This is a genomic window from Acinetobacter sp. BIGb0102, from assembly GCF_003815055.1.
Lineage (GTDB): Bacteria > Pseudomonadota > Gammaproteobacteria > Pseudomonadales > Moraxellaceae > Acinetobacter > Acinetobacter vivianii.
In genome coordinates this window covers 74,664-96,322 of the sequence record NZ_RKQE01000014.1, presented here as the reverse complement: position 1 = coordinate 96,322, position 21,659 = coordinate 74,664, and the positions used below count along the sequence as shown (strand labels likewise).

Here is a 21,659-nt window from a genome sequence, read left to right as displayed (position 1 = left end):
GAGTTATCTTACCTATTACAATCAATCTGTAATTTACTCTCGTAATATTCCATAGCTAATTTCAAATCTTTTAAAAGTGTTTCTTTACTATAGTCATTGGGTGAAATTCGAAGCAAAGCTGGCATATACTTCGTTTCATATAGCATGGGGTACTCTTTACAAAGGACTTGAGTTTGCTGTTCTTTATCTGCATTGTGATCATCCAATAAGTCTAAATATTCAGATATCTTTTGATCAGCTTCAGCAAACTGTACTTTAGCATCTAAATTTGCACTTTCTTTTTCTTGCTCAGACTGTTTTTGACAACCTATCATCATTGCAGCAAAGATCACTAAACTTATAACTTTAATTCTCATACATCCTCCCTTCCAAGACTCCCCCTCAACTATTACAGACTACTCTTCACCATCCCAATACCAGTACACCTCACCCCAATCTAACTCAGTAAATGCAGGGACAATTTCACCTTGATTAAAATACTGTCGTGAATCAGGTTGCGCTGGTGTTTGCCAATAGCCTGTTTTAATACATGCTTCTCCACCTTTCACTTTTAAACGCTCAGGGTCTTTTTCTTCTATAATTGGCTTCGATTGTGATCGTGCAAAATCAACTAAATCTTTTGGATAGAACTGGTGTTCGCGATATACAGTATCATCTATATCCAGCAACCATGTAACAGCAGCCGCTTCCCATGACCAATAACCGTAATATAAATATCCTTCATCAATATCAGTTTGAGGATGTTGATTATAATAAGGCTCTCGACGACTCGCTTCATACCAGCTTTCTAGGTATTGCAGTATTAAAGCTGGACGTTGTTCAGGTGCAGCTTTAAATACCTTGATTAATTTTCGATAAGGTAAATGTCGTCTAGCCTCATCTGGAGGCGTTCCTCGGTCTGCTACAAATGGGGTCACCAAACGTTCAATTAAACCATCTTTTTCTTGTCCTTCTGGTGTTGCTTCCACATAGTCAATAAGTGGCATGATCCGAACCATTTGATCAGCATAACCAGTCAACAACCCAAAACAAATCAAACGTAATGCAATATTCCAGTAGTCTTCCGTACCTAAACTAATATGCCAAACAAAACGACCATCTGCATCAGGGCTTAAATTATATAAATGACTTGTTTCTGCATACTCTTCGACCCAATGCAATAAATATGGATATAACTCTTTTAAAAATTCAATGTCGCCACCAGCTGAATAGTGTAGAGACATTAAATTAAGTGCATCCTGCAAACGCTGATGTCCTGCTGCGATATATCCCCCAAACTTCTTTTCATTCTTATAATTGCTAAAACCATCTGTAACAGCATATAAACCGTTTATGAACTCATCAAAATTCATGTGATACATATTTTCTGATAATAATTTATCTCTGTATAAATCTATATCCTGTATTTCTAAACTTAACCACTTTTGCCAATCTATTTCTTGCTCATTGACTATTATTGACATTTCTAACGCTCCAACATTTCATTTGGCATAACAAATTCTAAAGTAATCGCATGGGAAGTAACTGTACGAGTACATTTGGGTTTATCCAAACCTTTACATTTACGATGGTGATCAAATTGATTCCCCGTAATCGTAATTAAGCTACGATCATAGGGACACCGCACCGCAACGGTTTTACCCACTCTTTTTTCAGTACCCGCTTTAAATTTAACCCTTCTCCAGGCCCTTATGTCTGAAAGTAATTTGACCTTATGGTTAGGTGTAATATTAGCAGTTATAATTTTATTAGATATCCACAGGTGAGACATTTGTACACCATCACCCACTGTTGTACCAACTGATCGTTTAACTTTATTCTCTTGATCAGACTTCATATAAACATCTAACCCCATCCTTAAAGCCGCCATAGCGGCTTTAGGCGTCATAAGTTTTTTATGACTGGCTAAATTCGTCGCTTTGCTATCAGTAATTCTGTACTTATGCCCAATACTATTGCTATGCCATACATGGTCAATCCCATTATGTCCAGTATCATGATATTCATAAAGCACACCGTTATTATTAATTTTGCTACGGTTCTTTTTACGTTTTACAAAATAATAATCCGTTATATGTTCGCCACCAGAGCCTAGCTCTTGATTCGTGCGCTTTTTTGCCTGTCTTTTTGTTGATGTATTTAACTTACCGGTATTTGCTGTACTTCCACCTGTATTTTTTACTACTTGCCCATTTTGAGAGGTTTGTGGTGCAGATGAATGATTGGTATTTTTTGTAGTATTACGGCTGGGCTGATGAATGGGTGCTCTTGCTGTCGTATTTGGATAAGGGGTTGCTAAAGCTTGTTTATGAAGTGACTGTAAATCTTTCATCACCAATTCAATTTGCCTATTTGCAACCTGTTTCATCTTCCGAAGCTGCGAGACCAATGTCTTTAATCGAGCTTGCCCCAAGACTGCTCGTGACAACCAACTATCAAAAACATCAATCAATCCATCTACGATTTTATTTGAGGTTTGTTGTAATTCTTTCGTATACGCATTCCAGTTTAAATTGCGGAACCATTTCTCGACATTCCCTCGCATTGTTTTACTTGGGATTGAGTCTAATATCGCCCCCATTCCCTTACCTGAACGTAATTGTTTGAATACAATTTTTAATCCATCACCAGCAACAGGTACAAATGCAATCAAATTAAAAACCAAGTCAAACCAATTATCTTTCTGCTCAGGCTTTTCTGCTATTTTGACAACTGAAACAATGACATTACCGACATCAACGCCTTGACCTACAAATGGAATGCAACCAATAACAACAGCAACTACAATTTGTGCTGGGCTAGAACCGCTGCCATCCAATACTCCTTTGATCCAGTCTGCTGCTGATTGCTCAGCATTTTGTGTGACTCTGATTGAAGAGTTAACAGATAGTTTTACAACAGCAGTATTCATTCCTCATCCCCAAAACTAAAATGTGGTGTCGCTTGTTCATTTAATGGAATTTCTTCTGCATTATCCTCTATCGCATCAGATGAACTATTTTTTTGTTCCAGAGATTGTTCAACATAGTCATTGATATGCTCATCATACTCTACCGAATGTCCATCAATCATTGATTGAATTTCATCTGGGAAATATTCATCTAAAAGTATATCGAGTTCTTGCTTGTTGTATTGCTCAATCAACTGTTCCGCTTCTGCAAGCGTCATGATTTTATTATCTTTAAATGTATTTTCTGGCTTGGTATGGTCTGATTTAGCTTCAACACTGCTAAAACCGTAATATACTTTTGGCTTGCTTTTATCCGCTGGAACTTGAACTTTAGCATAGCCATTAGTATCTAATATTCCCTCTAGCATTGTTCCATCTTCAAACATAAGTTTATAAGGTGCTTGAACAACAGGTTTTAAGTCATCGTATAAATATTTAAGCTCTAACGCTTTAGGTGGCATATTCAATACAGGTAAAGCTGGCAATTTTGCTTGAACATTCGCGCCACTCTTCAACAAATGCTGCCCAGCTTTCACTTCGAACTTTCCACCTGTGGTTGGAAAGATTCCTGAACCATTCAACTTAAGTTCAGAACTATCTGCTTTAAATACAATTTCCTTTGGACTATTAAAATAAATTGCATCTTCAGTCGAAATGATTTGTATTCCTGCCTTTGCGAGAATATCTAAAGCATCACCTTGAGCCTGTATCTCAAACTTACCTTTTGCAGCAACTTGTTTAATGCCATTCTGGGCTGCAAATAAACTGATCTTTTGACTGGCTTGGGCAATCAGGTTCTTCTGTGTGGTCAGATTAATACTATCCCCTGCAAATTGGTTCAACTGTCCATCTGCTGACAGGTGAATATCTTCTGAGGTACTCAGTCCAATCCCATTTGGTGAACTAAGTAAAAGTACGGCTTCATTAAAATGCGCAATATCTTGCTGTATCTGTTCAAAGAATTCTTTTAATTGATCAACCGATTCCAATTCATCCGTTTGCTGATTCTTGGCAACTTCACTCAAGGCTTTGGCATTACTTTGATTGCCTTCTAGCTGTTGTTTAGCGCTTTGCGCTTCGAGATGATCGCCTTCGGCTTGTGCTTGAGCATGGGTGGTAATCAATAAGCCTTCACCTGCTCGGACTGCTCCCCATTGATCAGTCCGTAGCTCAAATCCCTCGCCTCGGTCTTCACTTTCTGCTTCTGCTTTGGGATGGCTGAGTTTGCCAAGATTGAGTTGACTGGCAGCATGGCTACTTTGTAGTTGTACGCTGATCTGTCCAGTGGTGTCATCAAAGCGTAGTTGGTTATAACCTGTGCCTTGATATTCTTTACTTTTAATACCTGCTAGTTTTTTGGTGTCAGGCAATTGTCCTGCATTGTCGAATTTGGTTGGGCTGCGTTGTGCTTCGTGCAATCGTCCTGTGACAAAGGGACGATCAATATTGCCGTCAAAGAAGTCGATCACCACAATTTCACCAATTCTCGGTAGAAAGCGTGCACCATAGCCTTCGCCTGCCCACGGGGTCAGTACATCCACCCATGCTGAATCGGTGTCATTGTCGTTGCTGCCTGCTCCACCATCGTGTTGGTGATCATCGTTTCGGGTAAACAGGAATCGAACTTTGATTCGACCCCATTCATCGACATGAATTTCTTCGCCTGCTGGTCCGACGACTTTAGCACGTTGAGGATGGGCTGCTGGACGGTGTTGTAATGGCTGGTATTCGGGTACGGTTTTGATGCTGCGGCGTTGCAGGGTTAGTTGGTTGGCTTGGCGTTCTTCTATGTTGCTTTGGGTCGTGTTGTTTTGCCAGTTGCTTTGGCTGATCAAGCTTTGGATTTGTTGGTTTAAATCTTTAGGTAAGTTGTTTTGGTTGTAGAATGTTTTGGCGGTGATCAGAAATTCTTGGTCTGATCCGCTGTGTTGGTCAATTTCAGGGTGTTCAGTCAGCTTAAACCAATAGCCGACTTGAGTATCTCGTACGGTGGTGTTGGCAATAAAGTGTTTGGCTTGGGCATCATGGTAGTGACTGAGGTTTTGATTGAGTTTTTCAATTTGGCTGTTGCCTGATTTTGTTGCGCCATCTTCGCCATTGAGGTCGTGCATCCATGCTGGGGTGAAATGCCATGCATCTTCGAGTCCTAGGCTGGCATTGTCATGTTGTTGACTATGCTGATGTTTGCTTTGCACACTACCTGCGCCATCTTCTTGTTCTAGAGCATCCGCTTGCCAACGTTGGATATGCACGGCTGTCGGTTGTAGACTGCGTTCGGCAATCAAGCTGGTCATGCTGTCGTATTGTTCGGTGGCACTACTGCGATGGTAGCGAATTGTTCTTCGATTTAAAGCTTGGTATTGGTGGTTATCGTCAATCAAACGTAGTTTTTGTGCTTGGATTGGACTATTTCTGTTCGCGACGTTGAGTTGGGCTTCGTCGATTAACCAACAGATAGATTCTGAACGAAGTAAATTTGTTAAAAACTCTGCATCTGTTTGATTGTGTTGCATGATAAATGGACGGATATCGTAGTCTTGTGTAAGTCCACTCAGATCAAGTGTAAGGCTGGATGCAAATAATGGACTACGCTGCTGCCACTCACGGAACACTATTTCTAGAACTTCAGGCACAGATTTATTCATAAACACACGGCTGTTGCGGCGTTTATGCCAGAGTGCAGTGGCATCTTGTAATTTGAGTTTATACAGTGTGAGACTACCGTCAGATTTGTCCTTGTACGGCTTCAGTGATAATGCCAGAGATTCTGAATAGGGTGCCTGTATCTGTGACTTGGTCTATCGCTGCCTGACAACCAATGAACTGTTTCAATGCAATGGTTGCGTCCGTTGATAGGCAGATCAGGTCAGTAGTTATCCCTTCATTAATTGCATGTGTACCCTCAATGCGTTGCAAAAATACCTGATTGGCTAAAGCAGGATTAGAAAATTGAATATGAATCGCACGTTTTTGTGCTGTTAAGCCAAGTTGTTCTAATGCAGAATAAATAGTTTTGAACATCGCTTCTTATTTAGATTTTTTTAAACGTGAGCGCATTTTACAGCAAAAAGTATATTTATGCTCAGACGGTTTTGTCTATTTGTGTCATTTCCCTTGAGCTGCTTGAGTAGCTTTCGCCTATAACAAACTTAATCAAAGCTGAGATTATATTTCCGTTGAAGTTGGTTAATACTCAATTCAGTGGGTTCATTCCAATATTTTTCTACCCATGCTTTTTTATCATTGCGCCGTCCAATATTGTCTAATAAAAGTTTAAGTTCTTTACGTGCATACATAATTTGCCGTTCGGTCTGATTCAAGTTTTTAGCAATCTCCTTGACCTCTATATCTGTTCTAAAGATTTCCTGTTGGTGTTCAAGTAGCCAGTTTTCAGACGTACCTTTATCTGCCTGAAAGATACTTTCTAAACGAATAAAAGCGTTAGTAAGATCATCATCATTTTTAATTGATTTAATATTCACTGATATTTCCTCATTCTTATAGTGTCCTCCAATTCCTAATACCCAGAAACAGGAGGATAGACATCAATATAGTTTCTCTAATTTAAGAGTATTATTTCAGCTTCAAATAAAACTTACTCTTACTGTCATACTGATAACTTAAAATTTTATTTACTTTAACCATTCGATTATTGTCGTTCATATCCGTTCCCTGATAATGAATCTGGAATGGATAAAATGGTTGTCCATTTTTGTTGACTTGGATTGCTGAAGAATAGCCGTACTCTGGTTGTTCTGAAACTTTTCCTTCTTCAAACATTTGTTCAAAAATATAACTTTCCTCATTTAACAGAAGAAGTGACCATACGCTTTCCCCATAACCATTGCCGTAATAACCATCAATGGTATAACTTCCTAGTGTATTGTTTCCAAAAGCTTGTAAGTTCTTTTTAAATTCTTGGGCGTTCCATGAGGTTCGACCATATCCCTCAATACTTTCAATTCCCCCTTGGGCTGTTTTTGAAATCATTTGGAATTGTCCATTGTCCAATTTTTTAAAGAGATATAATTCCAAAGTACCTCGTGTAACATGTGAAGTTTCTATCCTGCCTTCGATTGCTAAAGTCACTTCCACAGGGACTAAATAACGGGCTTCCCCCTGCATATTCTGGTAAGTAAAAATAGGGGCGATACTGATCACAGCGTCTGTGAGATCGTCCAAGTCGCTAGGCTTATTAACATAGTAGTATTTGCCACTTCCCCAGTAATCATCTTTTTCTCTTTCTCTGGATGATGCTACCTTGTAAAAACTTCGGGCAATGGTATCCGTACTCAGATTAGGGAGTACAACTTGCTTAAAGTTCTTAGGTTCAAGCTTGGATGTATCATAATATTTAATGGCAGTTGTGGCTGTTTGTACTGATGGCATTTGAGTGGTATTAAGCTGCTGCACCTTGGCTTGTAATGAGTTATACATCATGACCGCTTCAGGTTGTCCCTGCCGCGCGGCACTTTGTAACAAGGTAACGCCCTTTTCTGCATCCTGTGGTACACCATCCCCATTAAGATACATGACTGCTAATGCGTACTGTGAAGGAGCAAAACCATTCGCTGCTGCCTTGGAAAACCATTCAGCCGCTTTTTTATGATCTACAGGTACACCCTTCTTTCCTAAGTAGTAAAGCATCCCCATATTGTGGTGACTTTGGTTATTATCTCCTTTGTTCCTGACTTGCGACAGCACATAGTTCAGTCCTGCCGACAGGTTCACTTTCTTGGTTTCAGCAGATACTGTTGAACTGGTAACTACAATATTAGTGGCGACAACAAGGTGAAGCATTAATCTTTTCATTTGATTTCTATCCTTTATTTGTCATCGACTTTAAACCAGTACGAATATTCTTTAGGCTGACCATTAGCCCATGGGCAAAGTTTTGCTATCAATAATAATTGTTATATATTACTGAATAGTAAAGTAAAAATAAGGTTCTATACGTGGCGTTAGAAGCAGGCGGTTTTGCTGAGAAATTGGGCAACTATTTTGAGACAAATTGGATTGCTTATCAATTAATTAGACTTCTTGAAGAGAAAATTGCTTATGTCACTATAGAACCCATAGGTACTGATGAAGTAGGCGTAGACATTATTATTGGGCGATTAGATGGCAAAACAGAACATCATCAGTGCAAAGCTGGAAATGGAAGCAATGAGTTCTGGACTCTTTCAGCTTTAAATAGCACAAGCATATTAAAAAATGCCAAGTTCCAGATTGAGCAAGGTACTCAAGAATTTAATCTTGTTTCACCTTTAACTTGTAAATTAATGGCGGACTTACGTTTAATTGCATTGAATTACAATGGGGTACCTCAAAATTTTTTAACTTACCAAATTAGCTCTAGCGCAGAAAGACAAAAGGATTTCTCACAGCTATGTACACATCTGGGCTTAGATCTCCAACAAGATATACATTTGGAACGTGCAATTAAATTCCTACAAAAATTTGTAGTGACTAGTTACTCTGAAGATGCCTATCAACGTAATGAGCTACTAGATAAGGCTTCAATGCTCTTTTTTGACCAACCAATTAATGTGATTAATTTTCTAAAAACGTATCCTGTTGGCTTTAATAGGCTAAGGCAAAAAATTACAGCATCTCAACTATTAAACGACCTTGAGGCCCACGGTTTCAGTCTAAAGATCACTCCTAATGATGAAAGAATTACGACTGTTATTAGACAACTATCAGAAGAATTCGTTAATTCTATTGAACCTCATCTAATTACTCAAAATGTTATCCCACGTCCTGAACTTAATGAAATTGTACAATCAGTGAATGAAACAGCCATCACGCTTATTAAAGCAGAAGCTGGTATGGGTAAGAGTGTTGTCTTATTGGAGTTGCATCACCGGTTACAAGCACAAAATATTATAAGTATCCCTATAAGACTTGATCGAAAGCACCCTGAAAATAACATAGATCAATTTGGGCAAGATTTAGGATTCCCTTCTTCCCCTATTAGCTGTTTAAAAAATTTTGCGAAACATCAAAAAGTCGTGATTCTTTTAGATCAACTAGATGCTATACGTTGGACAGGATCACATTCAAGTAACGCCTTAGAAATATGTCGTCAATTAGTAAGACAGATTCTTAGTTTACGTCAAGAAAAGATTCAAATTAGTATTATTCTTGCTTCTAGAGATTTTGATGCACAAGAAGATGCAGCCCTTTCAAGTTGGATTAGCAGTCTTAACAGTCAGCTTAACGAAATTAGTATTTCCACGTTAGATCAATCAATAGTCAGTAATCTCATCAAAGATTATGAGGTTTATAACTCTCTGACAGAAGAAAAAAAGAAAACTTTACAAATCCCTTTATGGCTTAATATTTATTTGACGATAGCAGAAAGAATCCAATCTGCTCCCCAGTTTACAAATAAGTTAGAGTTAGTACGACTCTTTAGAGAGAATCGCATAGACCTCCTAGAAATTAGCCACCACATTTCTAAACAAGATGCGATAAATCTTATCGATATTATTGTTGAACAAATGTCTCGTAACTCACGCCTGAATGTAAATGAAAACGTTCTACCCCCTTGTAGCCAAAATACATTACATGCTTTAATTTCTGTAGGACTATTATCTAAGCAAAGCACGAGAATAAGTTTCAGACATCAAGCTCTTTATGATTATCAAATAGGTCTTAAGTTCTTTAATGAGGCTATGATATCTACCGACAATCTAATTCAAATGCTTGGAAACCGTAACGAACAAACCTTAACTAAGCGTGAGCATTTAAAATATGCTCTAAATCTTTTACTTGAAGCAGAACAAACCTCATTCTGCAATAGTATTAGAGCAATAATTTTTAATGAGAATATAAGATTTCACTTGAAATATTTAGCCCTCAATTCTCTAAAAAATATAAAAGATTTAAAAAAACCAGCTAAGCTCTTGATTGATGAAATTATTGCGGAAACCAGTTTATTTATTAAATTCCTAAATAATAGCTGTTATGAGAATGTGGCAATTTTATCCTATCTTTCAGAAAAAAAATATTTGAATAGTTGGTTAAATGATCATAATCCTGAATTGCTAGATATTACTTTAAGATTACTCAGATCGATTGCAGACTATTCACCAGATCTTGTTCTCTCTGAAATGAAACCATTTATAGGGAAGTCTGAACAATGGGATAGATATGTCTATAACTCCTTATGCTGGGATATCGCTAATGATTCAGTAGAAATGTTTGAAGTACGCAAACAGCTTATAGCATCAGGCTGTTATGTCAATTTTGTCAACTGGAAAGATCTTTCTAGAAAGAATCCCTTACGAGCCTTAGACCTGATTGAATTAATGCTGGATCATTATCAAGATATTATAGAAATTGATTATTATTCTGAACAACGTTCTAGCAAACCCAAATTTTCGAATAGAGATAATTGGTCAAGTATCGAACTGGATGAAATTATTACTCTCGCTAATGCAGTTCCCCAAGAAGCTATTCGTAGATTACTTACTCGCTTATCCACTCTCTTAAGCAGTACAAATAATGAGGAACAAGCATATCACTGGTTATCTAAAAAAACTAAGTACAATAACGATCCTGTAGCTAATTTAATTCATGGAATAATTGAATTACTCGAAAAATCAGCTGAAAAATTACATGACCAACCTAATTTTTTGTTTGAGTTAATTCATAGCTGTAGCAACAACCAAAATTTTGTATTTAATCATATATTAGCTAAAATTATCATACATCTATCACCTAATTATTCAGATTTTATCATTGAATGGATTTTAGCCAATCCTGAAATACGTTTTGAATGCGGCAATACCTACAAAGAACCAGCATGGATATTATCAGGAAAAATAATTGAAAAATTTTCTCCATTCTGTTCAAAAACCTTATTTCATGAATTAGAAAACAAAATTTTATTTTTTTCTTCCTTTGATTATGATGATATAAAAAGACAGCTTAAATATAGAAGAACAGGGTATTTCTCTCATTATTGGGGAGAAACTCAGTACTTCTTACTACCAAAACTTGATAAAAAAAGGCGGTCTATCGAAGCAGAACAAATGATCCAGATACTTAACCGTAAGTTTGGTCAATCTAAATCATCAGATTTTTGTAAAACTTACGAAATAAATAGTGGTTGGGTCACCTCTCCTATACGCAACCCTAATCATCTTTCTGATAAAGCATGGACTAATTTGATTCTCACGCCTGCTAAAGAGTTTAATTCATTTAGATTAAAACGTATTAATGGAGATACTCTAGCAGAAGCAAGTATCCATCAATTTTCTAATGCATTATTTACTGCTACAAAGAATCAACCTATTCGCTTCTGTCAATTAGCCTTATCTTTACCTAAAGATATTGATAATCAATATATTGAAGCTTTTTTTCGGGGCTTACGTGATTCCAGCTTGACGAATGTTACTGAACCATATCGTGATAGTTGGCAATCTCCTCCTATTGAATTAATTGAGCAAGTATTAGCCCACTTTTCACTAATAGATGATGGTCACGCTTTAATTGATTTATTAGACACTCGTATAAAAATTTTGTCTCCAAAATATATTGAACAAATTGAATATTTAGCGATAAATTCAAAAGATCCAATACAGGGTAAGCTTAATATCTACAACCCTCAAAAGGGAAATGATCCAGAAGTAATTTCAGCTGAAGAACTTAGGGGTAATACAATTAACTGTGTAAGAGGTAAAGCTTATTTGGCTATTGCCGAGCTCTTTTGGAATGATAAAGAATATGCTTTGTCTCATAAGCATTTTGTAGATTTAGCTATAAATGATCCTCATCCAGCCGTAAAGATGGCTACACTGGAACTCTTAGCTCCTCTGTTAAATTATGATGAAGATTTTGCATTTACCCAATTTCTTGCTTTATGCAATAAAGACCTAAGAATGACTTGCGGTTATGAATCCCATTATTTTTTCAATAATGGTTTTAAAGGTAAGCATCAGGAAGATTTAATCTCACTTGTTTTGAAAATGTTAAGCTCAGAATATCAAGACGTTCGTAAAGAGGCCGCACGCCAAATTTATGCTCGTTGGTATTTTTATGACCTCTTTCAGGAGGAACTCAAAATCATTTTTAATGACACTGGTATTCTAAAAGAAGGCTGTACGTCTGTAGTTAACCAGCTTTTATGTGATGGGCATGGAGATGAAAATTTAGAAAAATTGCAATCATCTTTTGAGATATTAGTTAATGATAATGATGAAAGTATTTTACGTTCAATTAGTAATACCGTTGGTCATGATGAGTTTTGGAATAAAACAAATTCAGCAGAACTATTTGAAATATTTGCCAAATCTAAAGCTGCTCATTTTAATCTATATGGCTTATTTCATTACTTTGAGAACAAAGGTGATAGTTATGCTGAATATAGCTCATCACTTTTGACATTAGTTATTAATATAACAACTAATTCAACCATCAACAGTGAATTTAAAAATGAAAGGTTTCAAGACTCAGAAATTATAAGAGTTGTACAACGTCTTTATGATGAAGCAACAGATGATGAAGATAGCGACACTCTTAACATTTGTTTAGACATATGGGACTACCTATTTCAGTCAGATGTTTATTCTTCACTTGTTTTAAGAACGACCAATCATATAGAAAATGGTCTTCTCAGCTAAATGACAAGCACAATAGATAAGCTATGTAGTTCAGCAGATAAATCTATTTAATAAATGATTTACCTCAAAACCTGGACAGAGGGTTACTCATTTTCAATATTCCCTGTCCAAGGTGAAATATATTATCTTTCTTTATTTGATTGAGAAAGTACTGATGCTGCTAAAGTTTTTGTCATATCGCTATATTTTTCACTTTGTAATACTTTTGAAGCCTTTGACTCCATATCACTGCTTGTCTGTTTACCTGAATGGGTTTGAGCTAGAGCAGATCCAGCAAGCTCTTTCTGAATTGTTGAAGAAGATGGATTACGTAATACATCTGAAGCTAGTGAGCCAACTTTACTAGATGTTTGTTTTGAATTTTTTGACATGATATTAATACCTTAGGTTAAGAAGATTAAATCATATCTTGAATACCAATTTGATCAACATTTAAACGACACAGCTTGACGCTATAAAAGTCTTTCCCGATGAAATGTAATTAAAGATTAATTCATCTGATTAAATTCAACACCTACATCAATTACTATAACTCTTTCTAAAAACCTACTGCCTTACATAGTTCATCCCTCTGTTCGGCTAATCTAATCACGTCTTGCAGATCCACATCATCAAGTAAAGTTAAGTCCACGTAATAAATCGGAGTCCGATAACTTTGAGTGGTACTTTTTCCTCTCAACGTGAGTTGCAAAGGTAGGCATGAAAGTAAGTCACCTGAAGCTGCATGGTAATAGCGTAGTCGTGCCACATGATCTAAAGCTTCCTGATAAAATCCTGCTGCCTTGCTCTGTTCATCAACCCGTTTAGCTAAGAAAACCACTTGATGCATATTAATCCATTGATCTAAATAATTTTTTCTTTATTCAATTTATTGTTATTTGGATCTATTTTTTATTGATTTTAATAAGTAATCTATTCTTTTCTAAGATTACATATTCTAAATATGAAAAAAGGATTTAGCGTCCATAAGTACGTCGTTGCAAATAATAGAAAGGGATTCTTCCTATGGGCAATCAAAAATGGAAAGAACGAATTATTTGAAACAATTTCGAAAGAATGGGTCTCATTGGACAATTTTTCTGGAGAGCGTATTCCACTCGATATAGTAAGTAGAGAAATAAAAACAATGGTCACTCTTGCCAATGAACCTAATCTAGGTCTTGAGGTCGTGGCAAGTGGTGATGGTACACTTTCACCTTTATACAAAGTTATAAGTATTGCTCTAGGACCTATTCTCAATAGAAATGTGGAATTACCTTTTATCTTTATTATTCGTTTAGTTATTCATTACTTCAAAATCTTAACTGAAGTTGTCTCAATTGATTTGCAAGAAACCAAAGATACTATCAATATTGTATTTAAACCCAACTTACCTGAGCTATTTAGTTATCATCAAATTGAGGGAGCTATGTTTGGGGTAGCTCGGCTTGTAGCGAATTTGTACAAGCACTGGCCTGATCAAATTGAGTTTCAACATGAACCGAATCCAGTTAATCTAGATATCTATCTCAAAACTTTTAGAGCTTATCCGCTTTTTAAAAAAGATAACAATCAACTCATTTATAATTCTACGGTCTATATCCCATTGGATTCACCTATCTTAATCAATCCTTTTATCAACTCTATTGATAAGCAGTTTCCTGAAATTTCCTATAAAGAAAAAATCAGCCTAATTCTTTGTACAACATTGGGTTTTCTTCCACCCAATATTAAAAATATAGCAACGTCCATGAATATGAGTGTCAAGACGCTTCAAAGACGTTTAAATAGTGAAAATATTACCTTTAATGACATTTTATTGGAAGAAAGAAAAAAAAGAGTGGTTGAGTATCTTAAAACCCAACAATTTACCTCTCAACAAATAAGTACATTATTGGGTTATAAAGCTAAAAGTCAGTTTTTAAAAGCTTTCCAAACTTGGTTTGGAATGACTCCAAAAGAATACAGGACAAGGTTTTTAACCCCGTCCTGGAACTTACCCATACATCATTAGAAGTTTAGCTTTTGGTAAGCATTACATCCTAAAGCTTCAAACTCTGCTTTTGTATAGTAACGGGCTTGTGGCAGGTATTCGCCCATTACAGCACTTTCATCACCTGGAGTTTTGGTATTTTGAATTGCATTCTGGAAATTGCTTGCTGGTAACATATTACGGATAATAATCCTTGCATCATTTTTATTATCTGTACGACCCTCAGCAAGTGAGAAACCATCACCATTTTCAGGCCATTTCAAGAAGTCAACACCACACTCTTTTGTTGCATTACTTGGGCGGTCACTGTCCAAACCAGTAACAATTGTGTATTTTCCATCAGGATTGATTGTAGTGTTCTCATCAAATAAACAATCCGTCACTTTCTGTGAATAAAATTCATTTTGGCATATTGACCAGTAACGAAGCTGTGCGTTCTTACTGTCAAAACGATCTTCCCCATTCCATGTCTTTGGTACTTTAGGAATTTTTCCTCGAATCACAACAATTGGCTTGATACTACGATCCAAGAAAGTAGATATGTACTGATTATCTAAATTTGCATAGTAAGCCACACTACGAACGGGATTCGTATTGCATACACCATAGAACTCACACTGGAGTGTAAAAGCACTTGTATAACTTGCCCGCCATACAGGTATCTCTTTGGCTGGATTATTTTGACGAGCTTTAGCATAGGTTTCTGCGGGAATAACGGGAATACTAAGTATTTTATTCTCACTATTTAATGCTTTACATGCTTCTTGTCCTGTTAAGACTTGTCCTTGTCTTGTTGTAAGCTCAACTTGCGGTAATTTAACACCACCGAGTTGATTTTTACCTTTATTTGGTACATACACACGATATAACAATACGCTTGCACCACCATCTTTTGCATAGTCATAGAGTGTATTTGCTGGTCGGCCTTGTATCGTCTCCCCCGCAGTAACATTTAATGTATATGAACGATTTGGACTATTTCTGACATTGCCATCAACAAAAGGATTTATTCCGTTTGCATCTGGAATAATACTGCTATCACTAATTGCATCTGCTGGGGATGTGTCGGCTTTGTAACTATTAATCGACATATATCGAGCATAAGGGAAATCACCTTTCAGCCTGAGCACAGCTCCCTCTGGTAAGGTATATTTTGCACTCCAGTAGGTACTTCCAGTATCAGGAAAGGCGAAGTTGGTTGCAGGATTTTCTCTTACATACGGCCCCTGCCAGAAACAATCACTCGTCTCAACAGGTGGTGTAACTGTTATAATTTCGTCATTGGAGTCATCTCCACACGCAGTCAACCCAACCGTAATTAAACAAAGACTTGCAATGAAGTTAATTGCCTTATACATATGTCCTCCTAACATTTTGTTATTGGCATTCCATCCACTATAAATAATCTATTTTCAAAAATAAGTGTTTATAGATGACATTTCTCACGAAAAAGGTCGCATTTAGCGACAAAATTATCTTTGTGAATTAATTTTTAAAATGAAGTGCTACTAGAGAATATGACACTCCATTTTCATTAATCAATTCAAAGCCTGAACCGACTGTTGCAATCCCTTTTGAATATCTTGAATAGGTGCAGGATCATGAACTTGTTCCAAGTGTTTAATTTCATCAGTATAAAATTCCTCAACAATATCCAAGCCCTCTTCACTTCCCACTTCAAAACTGGCATTGCCATAACCTTGCCGAGCAATATGATCTAATACTTCCTGGTAAAAACCTACCGCTTTACTTTACTCATCAATTTGTTTCGCTGAAATAATCGCTTCTTGCAGATTGGTCCCATCACGTAGGGTTAAATCCATGTAGTAGATCGGAGTACGATAGCTTTGAGTTGTACTTTTGCCCCGTAAAGTGAGTTGCAATGGCAGACATGAAAGTAGATCACCCGATGCCGCATGGTAATAGCATAGTCGTGCCGCCAAAGTACGAATGCTATTAAAGCCTCTGGTTCTAAAGATGAATGTACCCAACTTATTGGATTCATCCAGATTGACGTAAAGTCTGCCGTAAGGCTTATACAAGCTAACTTGAGCCAAAGGAGATAAACTAGGTAATGGATATGATTGTTGTTCAATACCATTTTGATTTAATTGATGACAGTTTTAATCACTCCCCGAACAGATTAGGTAACCTATTTTAGCTCAAATAGTTTGTATCAAGATCAGAATGGGATCATTAAAGTGTATTAGCAATAATTCTAAGTTTCTGATTATAATTAGCGCTTTCATTCGAAGCTGTTTTTCCACGTAAGGGGCGCTAAATCATTTTTCTTTTTCAGTTCTCTGACCGATACCTATAAAACATATTACTAATCCTATAATTACTTTTTCGTTTATTTCAACTAAGATCATTACACTATAACCAAGTTGCTATTTAGGGGACATAAAACAATTAAAACCTCGATCAATCCAAATAAATTATTTCATATTTTTAAATAAATTTATCATATTTAGTTACATTATCAATATAACCTACATAGGAATTGATGCTTCAGGTTGAGCTTCTGGATTTAGAACATGAAACTCATATTCATCTACTAAGTTTTTCAATTGAGATTTAACAGCTAATTTCTTATCTTTATAAAAATTATTACTATGATTATTATAATTTACATTTCTAAAAACAAGTTTAACACTATGATCTTTTATATATAGCTCCATTATATAATCAAAGGATTCATCAGTCATTTTTATCATATTACGACTAATACACGTAGAACAATTATCATATTTCAATCCCGCCTGCCCTTTTATAACTAGCAAACCTTGCCTCTCGTCCTCCCTGATAAGCTTACGACTTGAAGAGTAATCCAATAGATTATTATGCCAATTTTTCGATTCCTCATAAATTTGCTTTTTACTTAACTCTTTAAACTCAATATTTTTTATAAAAAAGATATTTCTTTCGGTATATGTTTCTTTAAAATTATTTTCGTAAAAACTACATCCTTGCAAGCTTATTATAGTACAACCCAATACAAGACCTAATAGTAATTTTTTCATATATTAGTAGCTTTTCAAAAATTTTAAATTAACATTTTTTTATTTCAAATGAAACTTTATGAGAGTAGATTTTCTGTAAAATCTTGCGTTTTTTCTTTCAAGACCTAAGTTGCTAGATATGTAACTTTAATAAAAAAATAACTAGACTGCTCCAGAAACAACCCCAAGCCGTTGATTATATTAAAAAATTCTTAAAAAATGAAAAGTATTAAGCTCCTTTTAATTCAAAAAATTATAAATTACAATAAATCAAATTCTAAGGAAAGGCGTTATGTTCGAAAGAGACAAAAAAAGCATTATTTCTTTGCTTTTTGCTTGGAATGAAACTGTTTTACCTCAAATTCTGCCTGCACTCATATTGGTAGTGATAATTTCGACTGGTTTTAGTAGTTTGATTTATTTCAATATAATTAAAATTTCAACTTTTCCAACTATTAGCTTTTCGATATTTGGTGTTATCTTATCTATCTTCTTAGGCTTCAAAAATACTGCCTGCTATGACCGTTGGTGGGAAGCAAGAAAACTCTGGGGATTGTTAATCGCTTCTTCAAGACATGTTCTTCGTGAAACTCTTTTACTCCCTCAATCTCACCGTGAATTAGTCATTAGTTATTTAATATTATTCACTAGTACTTTACGGTATAGATTACGTAATATCCCCTTAAATAGAGAGTTACTTTCGAAATATAGTTTTCTAAATGAGTCTGATATCACAATTCTACTAGTACAAAAAAATCCTCCTCAATTCATCTTAGAAAAAATACAACATGTTTTAATTACTGCATTAAAAGATCAGGCTATAACAGATATTATTTATAATCAAATAAATGCACATATTACAGATTTAGGTAACGTTCAAGCTGGGTGTGATAGAATCAAGGATGCACCACTTCCATATTCTTATTCTGTCCTATTACATCGGGCCGTTTATTGCTTTTGCTTTATTTTACCATTTAGCCTAGAAACTGCCCTAGGAATTGGAACTCCTCTATTAGTTGGGCTTATTGCTTATTTATTCTTAGGACTAGATGCTCTTAGCACCCAACTCGAAGAACCATTTAACTTGAATATCAACGGATTACCTTTAGATAAAATGGTAACTAATATTGAATATGAGCTCAAAAGGGATTTATCCAATTGAGTTTCCTATATATGCCAAATAGTATCTGTTAAGCGATTAACCTCTTCCATATCATGAGTTACATACAGCATTGGAATTTTAATTTCATCCTTTATTTGCTGAAAGAATGGAATTATCTCAGCTTTATGCCCTGCATCAAGAGCAGATAATGGTTCATCTAACAACAGAATATTTGGCGAATATAAAATTGCACGCCCTAGTGCTACCCGTTGTTTTTCTCCCCCCGAGAGCTTTATAGGCATACGTTCGAGTAGTTGATCTAGTTTGAGAAGATTAACGATGAAATCCAATTCAAATTTACGTTCCAATTTAGGAGTATGTTTAAAGCCAAACATCAAATTATCGAGTACATTTTTATGTGGAAATAACTGGCTATCCTGGAAAACTAATCCTACCCGACGCTTTTGAATAGATAAATTTATTTTTGCCTGTTTATCAAACCAAACTTCATTATTTATTTTAATCTTCCCTTGCGTTGGAGTTATTAAGCCAGCAATAGCATGTAAAATGCTGGTTTTTCCAGCTCCTGATTGGCCAAAAAGGCCTATTACAGGAGCATTTGATTGAAAGGATTTATCTAAATTAAAGTCTTTAAAATTTAAAGTAATTTGACAATCAAAAGTTTCATTCATACTAGTTTCGCTTTTTCTTTTGATATCGAGTAAACCATTGAGCAAACCACAATGCAAAAAAAGCTACTGTTAGCGAAATGATAACCAATCTTTGTAATGCATGATCTGTATCTGGTTGTTGCATTAAGCTATACATAGCTAAAGGCAAGGTACGTGTTTCATCTTCAATATTACCAACAAATGTAATAGTTGCCCCGAACTCCCCTAGACTTCTGCAAAAACATAATATTGCTCCAATTAAAATACCACTACTAGCAAGAGGTAAAGTAATGGTTAGAAAAGTGCTAAGAGATGAGGCCCCTAATGATTTCGCTGCTAATTCTAACTTTTGATCGACTAATTCTATTGCCAAACGGATAGATTGTACTAATAAAGGAAACCCCATAACCATTGAAGCAAGCACAGCCCCTTTCCAATTAAACGCTAATTCAAGTCCAAATTCCGATAAATAGCTTCCAATAAAACCTCTATTACCAAAGACTTGCAATAACAAATATCCAGGAACCACAGGCGGTAATACTAAAGGAAGAAAAATTAGAGTTTCTAGGAAGGATTTTCCCCAAAACTCTTTTCTTGCAAGAATCCATGCTACAAAAATTGCTGGTACTATATTAAAAATTAAACAGAAAATTGCTACTTTGCATGAAAGAAGCAAGATTCCAATTTCGTAAGAAGACAGAGGAGAAATCATTTTAAGTGTTATTTAAAATACTGAAGCCATATTTTTTAAAAACAGTTTTAGCCTCATCACCTTGTAAATATTGATAATATTTCAGAGTAGCAGCATTTTTATTTACTATTCCCATCGGATAAATAATTGGAGAGTATGTCCCCTTAGGGAACTCTGCAATAACCGAAACTTTATTTGTGATTAAGGCATCTGTAGCATAGACGATTCCAACTAGGCATTCACCTTGCATAACAAAATTTAAAGCTGTTCTCACATTTTCAGTCTCAACTAGGCGAGGTTTAAGCTTCGTCCACCAATTTAAATTTGTTAAAGCTTGTTTAGCATACTTACCAACAGGAACACTTTGAGTATTTCCTGTACATATTTTTCCATTAAAAGCTTTTAATGGGTCAAAACCTTTAGCCATTTGAAAATGAAATGCTTGATCTTTAGGACTAATCATAACTAAACGATTGCCTAATAAATTTATACGATCATTTCTATTAATTATTTTTTTATCTTGAAGATAATTCATCCATTGTACATCAGCAGAGATGAACAAATTTGCAGGAGCTCCAGCTTCAATTTGCTTAGCTAATGTTGAAGAACCAGCATAGGAAGTTTTGATATTGATATTATTTCTCTTTTTATATTGCTGATTTATCTCAGCTAAAACATTGGTTAAACTTGCTGCTGCATAAACGGTAATATTATCTTGTGCATATCCATGACTCATTACGCACAAGCTTAAACTTAATAATAGACGCTTCATTTTTTATCCTTTCACGGCAAATCTATAGGCTTATCATGTATAAATTACAAAGCCTTCACCTCTACAAAAACTTGCCAAGGTTAGATCAGCAGCTTGTGCCATTTCTATAGCCATACTCGTAGGAGCAGAAATTGTTGCGAGTAATGCTATATCTAATACAGCACACTTTCTAATCAACTCATAACTTGCTCGGCTCGTCATTACTACGAATCCTTTGGAAAGATCAAAGTTCTCCGCGGAAATATAGCCAAGCAATTTATCTAGTGCATTATGGCGGCCCACATCTTCAAATATTGCCTGAATTACACCGTTCTCAACCCAAGCGGCTGCATGGGCTCCTCCAGTAACAGCAGTTATCTTTTGCTGACTTTTTAATTGTTTTACTGCATTAGGAATTTCTTCTAACCACTGTGGTTGAACCATATGGCTAATTCTAGGCATTGAGAAATGAAATTGTTGTAGGCTTTCTATACCGCATAAGCCACATCCTGTTCTACCAATGAGCATTCTGCGATGTTCTTTTAATGCCATAAACGCTTTTGATGAAATATTCATCTCGACCTGAATACCAAAACTATTCTGAATAATATCAATAGAGTAAAGATCTTTTAAACTTCCAATGATTCCTTCAGAAAGACTGAATCCTTTTGCAAATTCAGCTATATCGGTTGGCGTAGCCATCATAACCGCATGAGATATACCATTGTAGACTAAGGCAATAGGGTATTCTTCGACGACTTTATCAAATTGAATATCGGTTTGACCTTTATCAAACCGTGTAATTTGAATTGTTTCATAACCTAGAAATTGTGATTCCAACTTTAGCTTTCCTTACAATTAAGGATGGCAATCAAAGATTGCCATCCA

At 35.8% G+C, this 21,659-nt stretch carries 15 protein-coding genes and 3 pseudogenes; 3 read left to right on the top strand and 15 right to left on the bottom strand.

Going from position 1 to position 21,659, the window contains the following annotated elements; translation table 11 throughout:
* Window positions 1-8 precede the first annotated feature (8 nt).
* From EC846_RS13755 to EC846_RS13730, 6 genes and pseudogenes are all read right to left on the bottom strand, one after another.
* On the bottom strand, window positions 9-356 hold the full coding sequence (locus EC846_RS13755; RefSeq protein ID WP_123775508.1) for a hypothetical protein: 348 nt from the start codon (window positions 354-356) through the stop codon (window positions 9-11).
* Between the two features lie 39 nt (window positions 357-395).
* Entirely contained in the window at window positions 396-1,463 is a 1,068-nt protein-coding gene (locus EC846_RS13750) for a PoNe immunity protein domain-containing protein (RefSeq protein WP_123775507.1), read from the bottom strand.
* A gap of 2 nt (window positions 1,464-1,465) precedes the next feature.
* Entirely contained in the window at window positions 1,466-2,911 is a 1,446-nt protein-coding gene (locus tag EC846_RS13745; protein ID WP_123775506.1) for a hypothetical protein, read from the bottom strand.
* A pseudogene (locus EC846_RS13740) lies at window positions 2,908-5,971 on the bottom strand (type VI secretion system Vgr family protein). The gene EC846_RS13745 and the pseudogene EC846_RS13740 overlap by 4 nt, the downstream one beginning before the upstream one ends.
* Window positions 5,972-6,099: 128 nt before the next feature.
* A complete protein-coding gene (locus EC846_RS13735) occupies window positions 6,100-6,432 on the bottom strand; it encodes a hypothetical protein (RefSeq protein ID WP_123775505.1) in 333 nt (110 codons plus the stop codon).
* Window positions 6,433-6,523: 91 nt separating this feature from the next.
* Complete coding sequence (locus EC846_RS13730; protein WP_123775504.1) at window positions 6,524-7,762, bottom strand: tetratricopeptide repeat protein; 1,239 nt, start codon at window positions 7,760-7,762, stop codon at window positions 6,524-6,526.
* A gap of 143 nt (window positions 7,763-7,905) precedes the next feature.
* Here EC846_RS13730 and EC846_RS13725 point away from each other — a divergent pair, with 143 nt between their 5' ends.
* Window positions 7,906-12,582 (top strand): hypothetical protein, encoded by a 4,677-nt coding sequence (locus EC846_RS13725; RefSeq protein ID WP_123775503.1) that lies wholly within the window; start codon window positions 7,906-7,908, stop codon window positions 12,580-12,582.
* Between the two features lie 122 nt (window positions 12,583-12,704).
* On the opposite strand, the gene EC846_RS13720 is transcribed toward EC846_RS13725, so the two are convergent.
* Both EC846_RS13720 and EC846_RS13715 read right to left on the bottom strand, forming a co-directional pair.
* Entirely contained in the window at window positions 12,705-12,953 is a 249-nt protein-coding gene (locus EC846_RS13720) for a hypothetical protein (protein ID WP_123775502.1), read from the bottom strand.
* A gap of 170 nt (window positions 12,954-13,123) precedes the next feature.
* Window positions 13,124-13,327, bottom strand: a pseudogene (locus EC846_RS13715) (hypothetical protein); the annotation flags it as partial.
* Between the two features lie 198 nt (window positions 13,328-13,525).
* On the opposite strand from EC846_RS13715, the gene EC846_RS13710 reads away from it, so the two are divergent.
* Window positions 13,526-14,575 (top strand): helix-turn-helix transcriptional regulator, encoded by a 1,050-nt coding sequence (locus EC846_RS13710; RefSeq protein WP_046813278.1) that lies wholly within the window; start codon window positions 13,526-13,528, stop codon window positions 14,573-14,575.
* Here EC846_RS13710 and EC846_RS13705 read toward each other — a convergent pair.
* The 3 genes and pseudogenes from EC846_RS13705 to EC846_RS13695 all read right to left on the bottom strand — a co-directional run bounded on the left by EC846_RS13705 (window position 14,572) and on the right by EC846_RS13695 (window position 17,577).
* Window positions 14,572-15,912 carry a hypothetical protein gene (locus tag EC846_RS13705; protein WP_123775501.1) on the bottom strand — a complete coding sequence of 447 codons (1,341 nt, stop codon included), beginning with the start codon at window positions 15,910-15,912 and terminating at the stop codon, window positions 14,572-14,574. The genes EC846_RS13710 and EC846_RS13705 overlap by 4 nt on opposite strands.
* A 180-nt stretch (window positions 15,913-16,092) precedes the next feature.
* A pseudogene (locus EC846_RS13700) lies at window positions 16,093-16,674 on the bottom strand (hydrolase or metal-binding protein); the annotation flags it as partial.
* Between the two features lie 372 nt (window positions 16,675-17,046).
* A complete protein-coding gene (locus tag EC846_RS13695; RefSeq protein ID WP_123775500.1) occupies window positions 17,047-17,577 on the bottom strand; it encodes a DUF4468 domain-containing protein in 531 nt (176 codons plus the stop codon).
* Window positions 17,578-17,848: 271 nt separating this feature from the next.
* On the opposite strand from EC846_RS13695, the gene EC846_RS13690 reads away from it, so the two are divergent.
* Window positions 17,849-18,718: a bestrophin family protein gene (locus EC846_RS13690; protein ID WP_123775499.1), complete on the top strand. Its 870-nt coding sequence runs from the start codon at window positions 17,849-17,851 to the stop codon at window positions 18,716-18,718.
* A 5-nt stretch (window positions 18,719-18,723) separates the two neighbouring features.
* Here the strand turns inward: EC846_RS13690 and EC846_RS13685 are convergent, their stop codons facing one another.
* The 4 genes from EC846_RS13685 to fdhD are packed head-to-tail and all read right to left on the bottom strand — an operon-like array spanning window position 18,724 to window position 21,611.
* On the bottom strand, window positions 18,724-19,350 hold the full coding sequence (locus EC846_RS13685) for a molybdenum ABC transporter ATP-binding protein (protein ID WP_123775498.1): 627 nt from the start codon (window positions 19,348-19,350) through the stop codon (window positions 18,724-18,726).
* A 1-nt stretch (window position 19,351) separates the two neighbouring features.
* Window positions 19,352-20,041 carry a molybdate ABC transporter permease subunit gene (gene modB / locus EC846_RS13680; protein WP_123775497.1) on the bottom strand — a complete coding sequence of 230 codons (690 nt, stop codon included), beginning with the start codon at window positions 20,039-20,041 and terminating at the stop codon, window positions 19,352-19,354.
* Window position 20,042: 1 nt separating this feature from the next.
* Window positions 20,043-20,792, bottom strand: a complete 750-nt coding sequence (modA, locus tag EC846_RS13675) for a molybdate ABC transporter substrate-binding protein (RefSeq protein WP_123775496.1) — start codon at window positions 20,790-20,792, stop codon at window positions 20,043-20,045.
* A gap of 33 nt (window positions 20,793-20,825) precedes the next feature.
* On the bottom strand, window positions 20,826-21,611 hold the full coding sequence (fdhD, locus tag EC846_RS13670; RefSeq protein WP_123775495.1) for a formate dehydrogenase accessory sulfurtransferase FdhD: 786 nt from the start codon (window positions 21,609-21,611) through the stop codon (window positions 20,826-20,828).
* Window positions 21,612-21,659 lie beyond the last annotated feature (48 nt).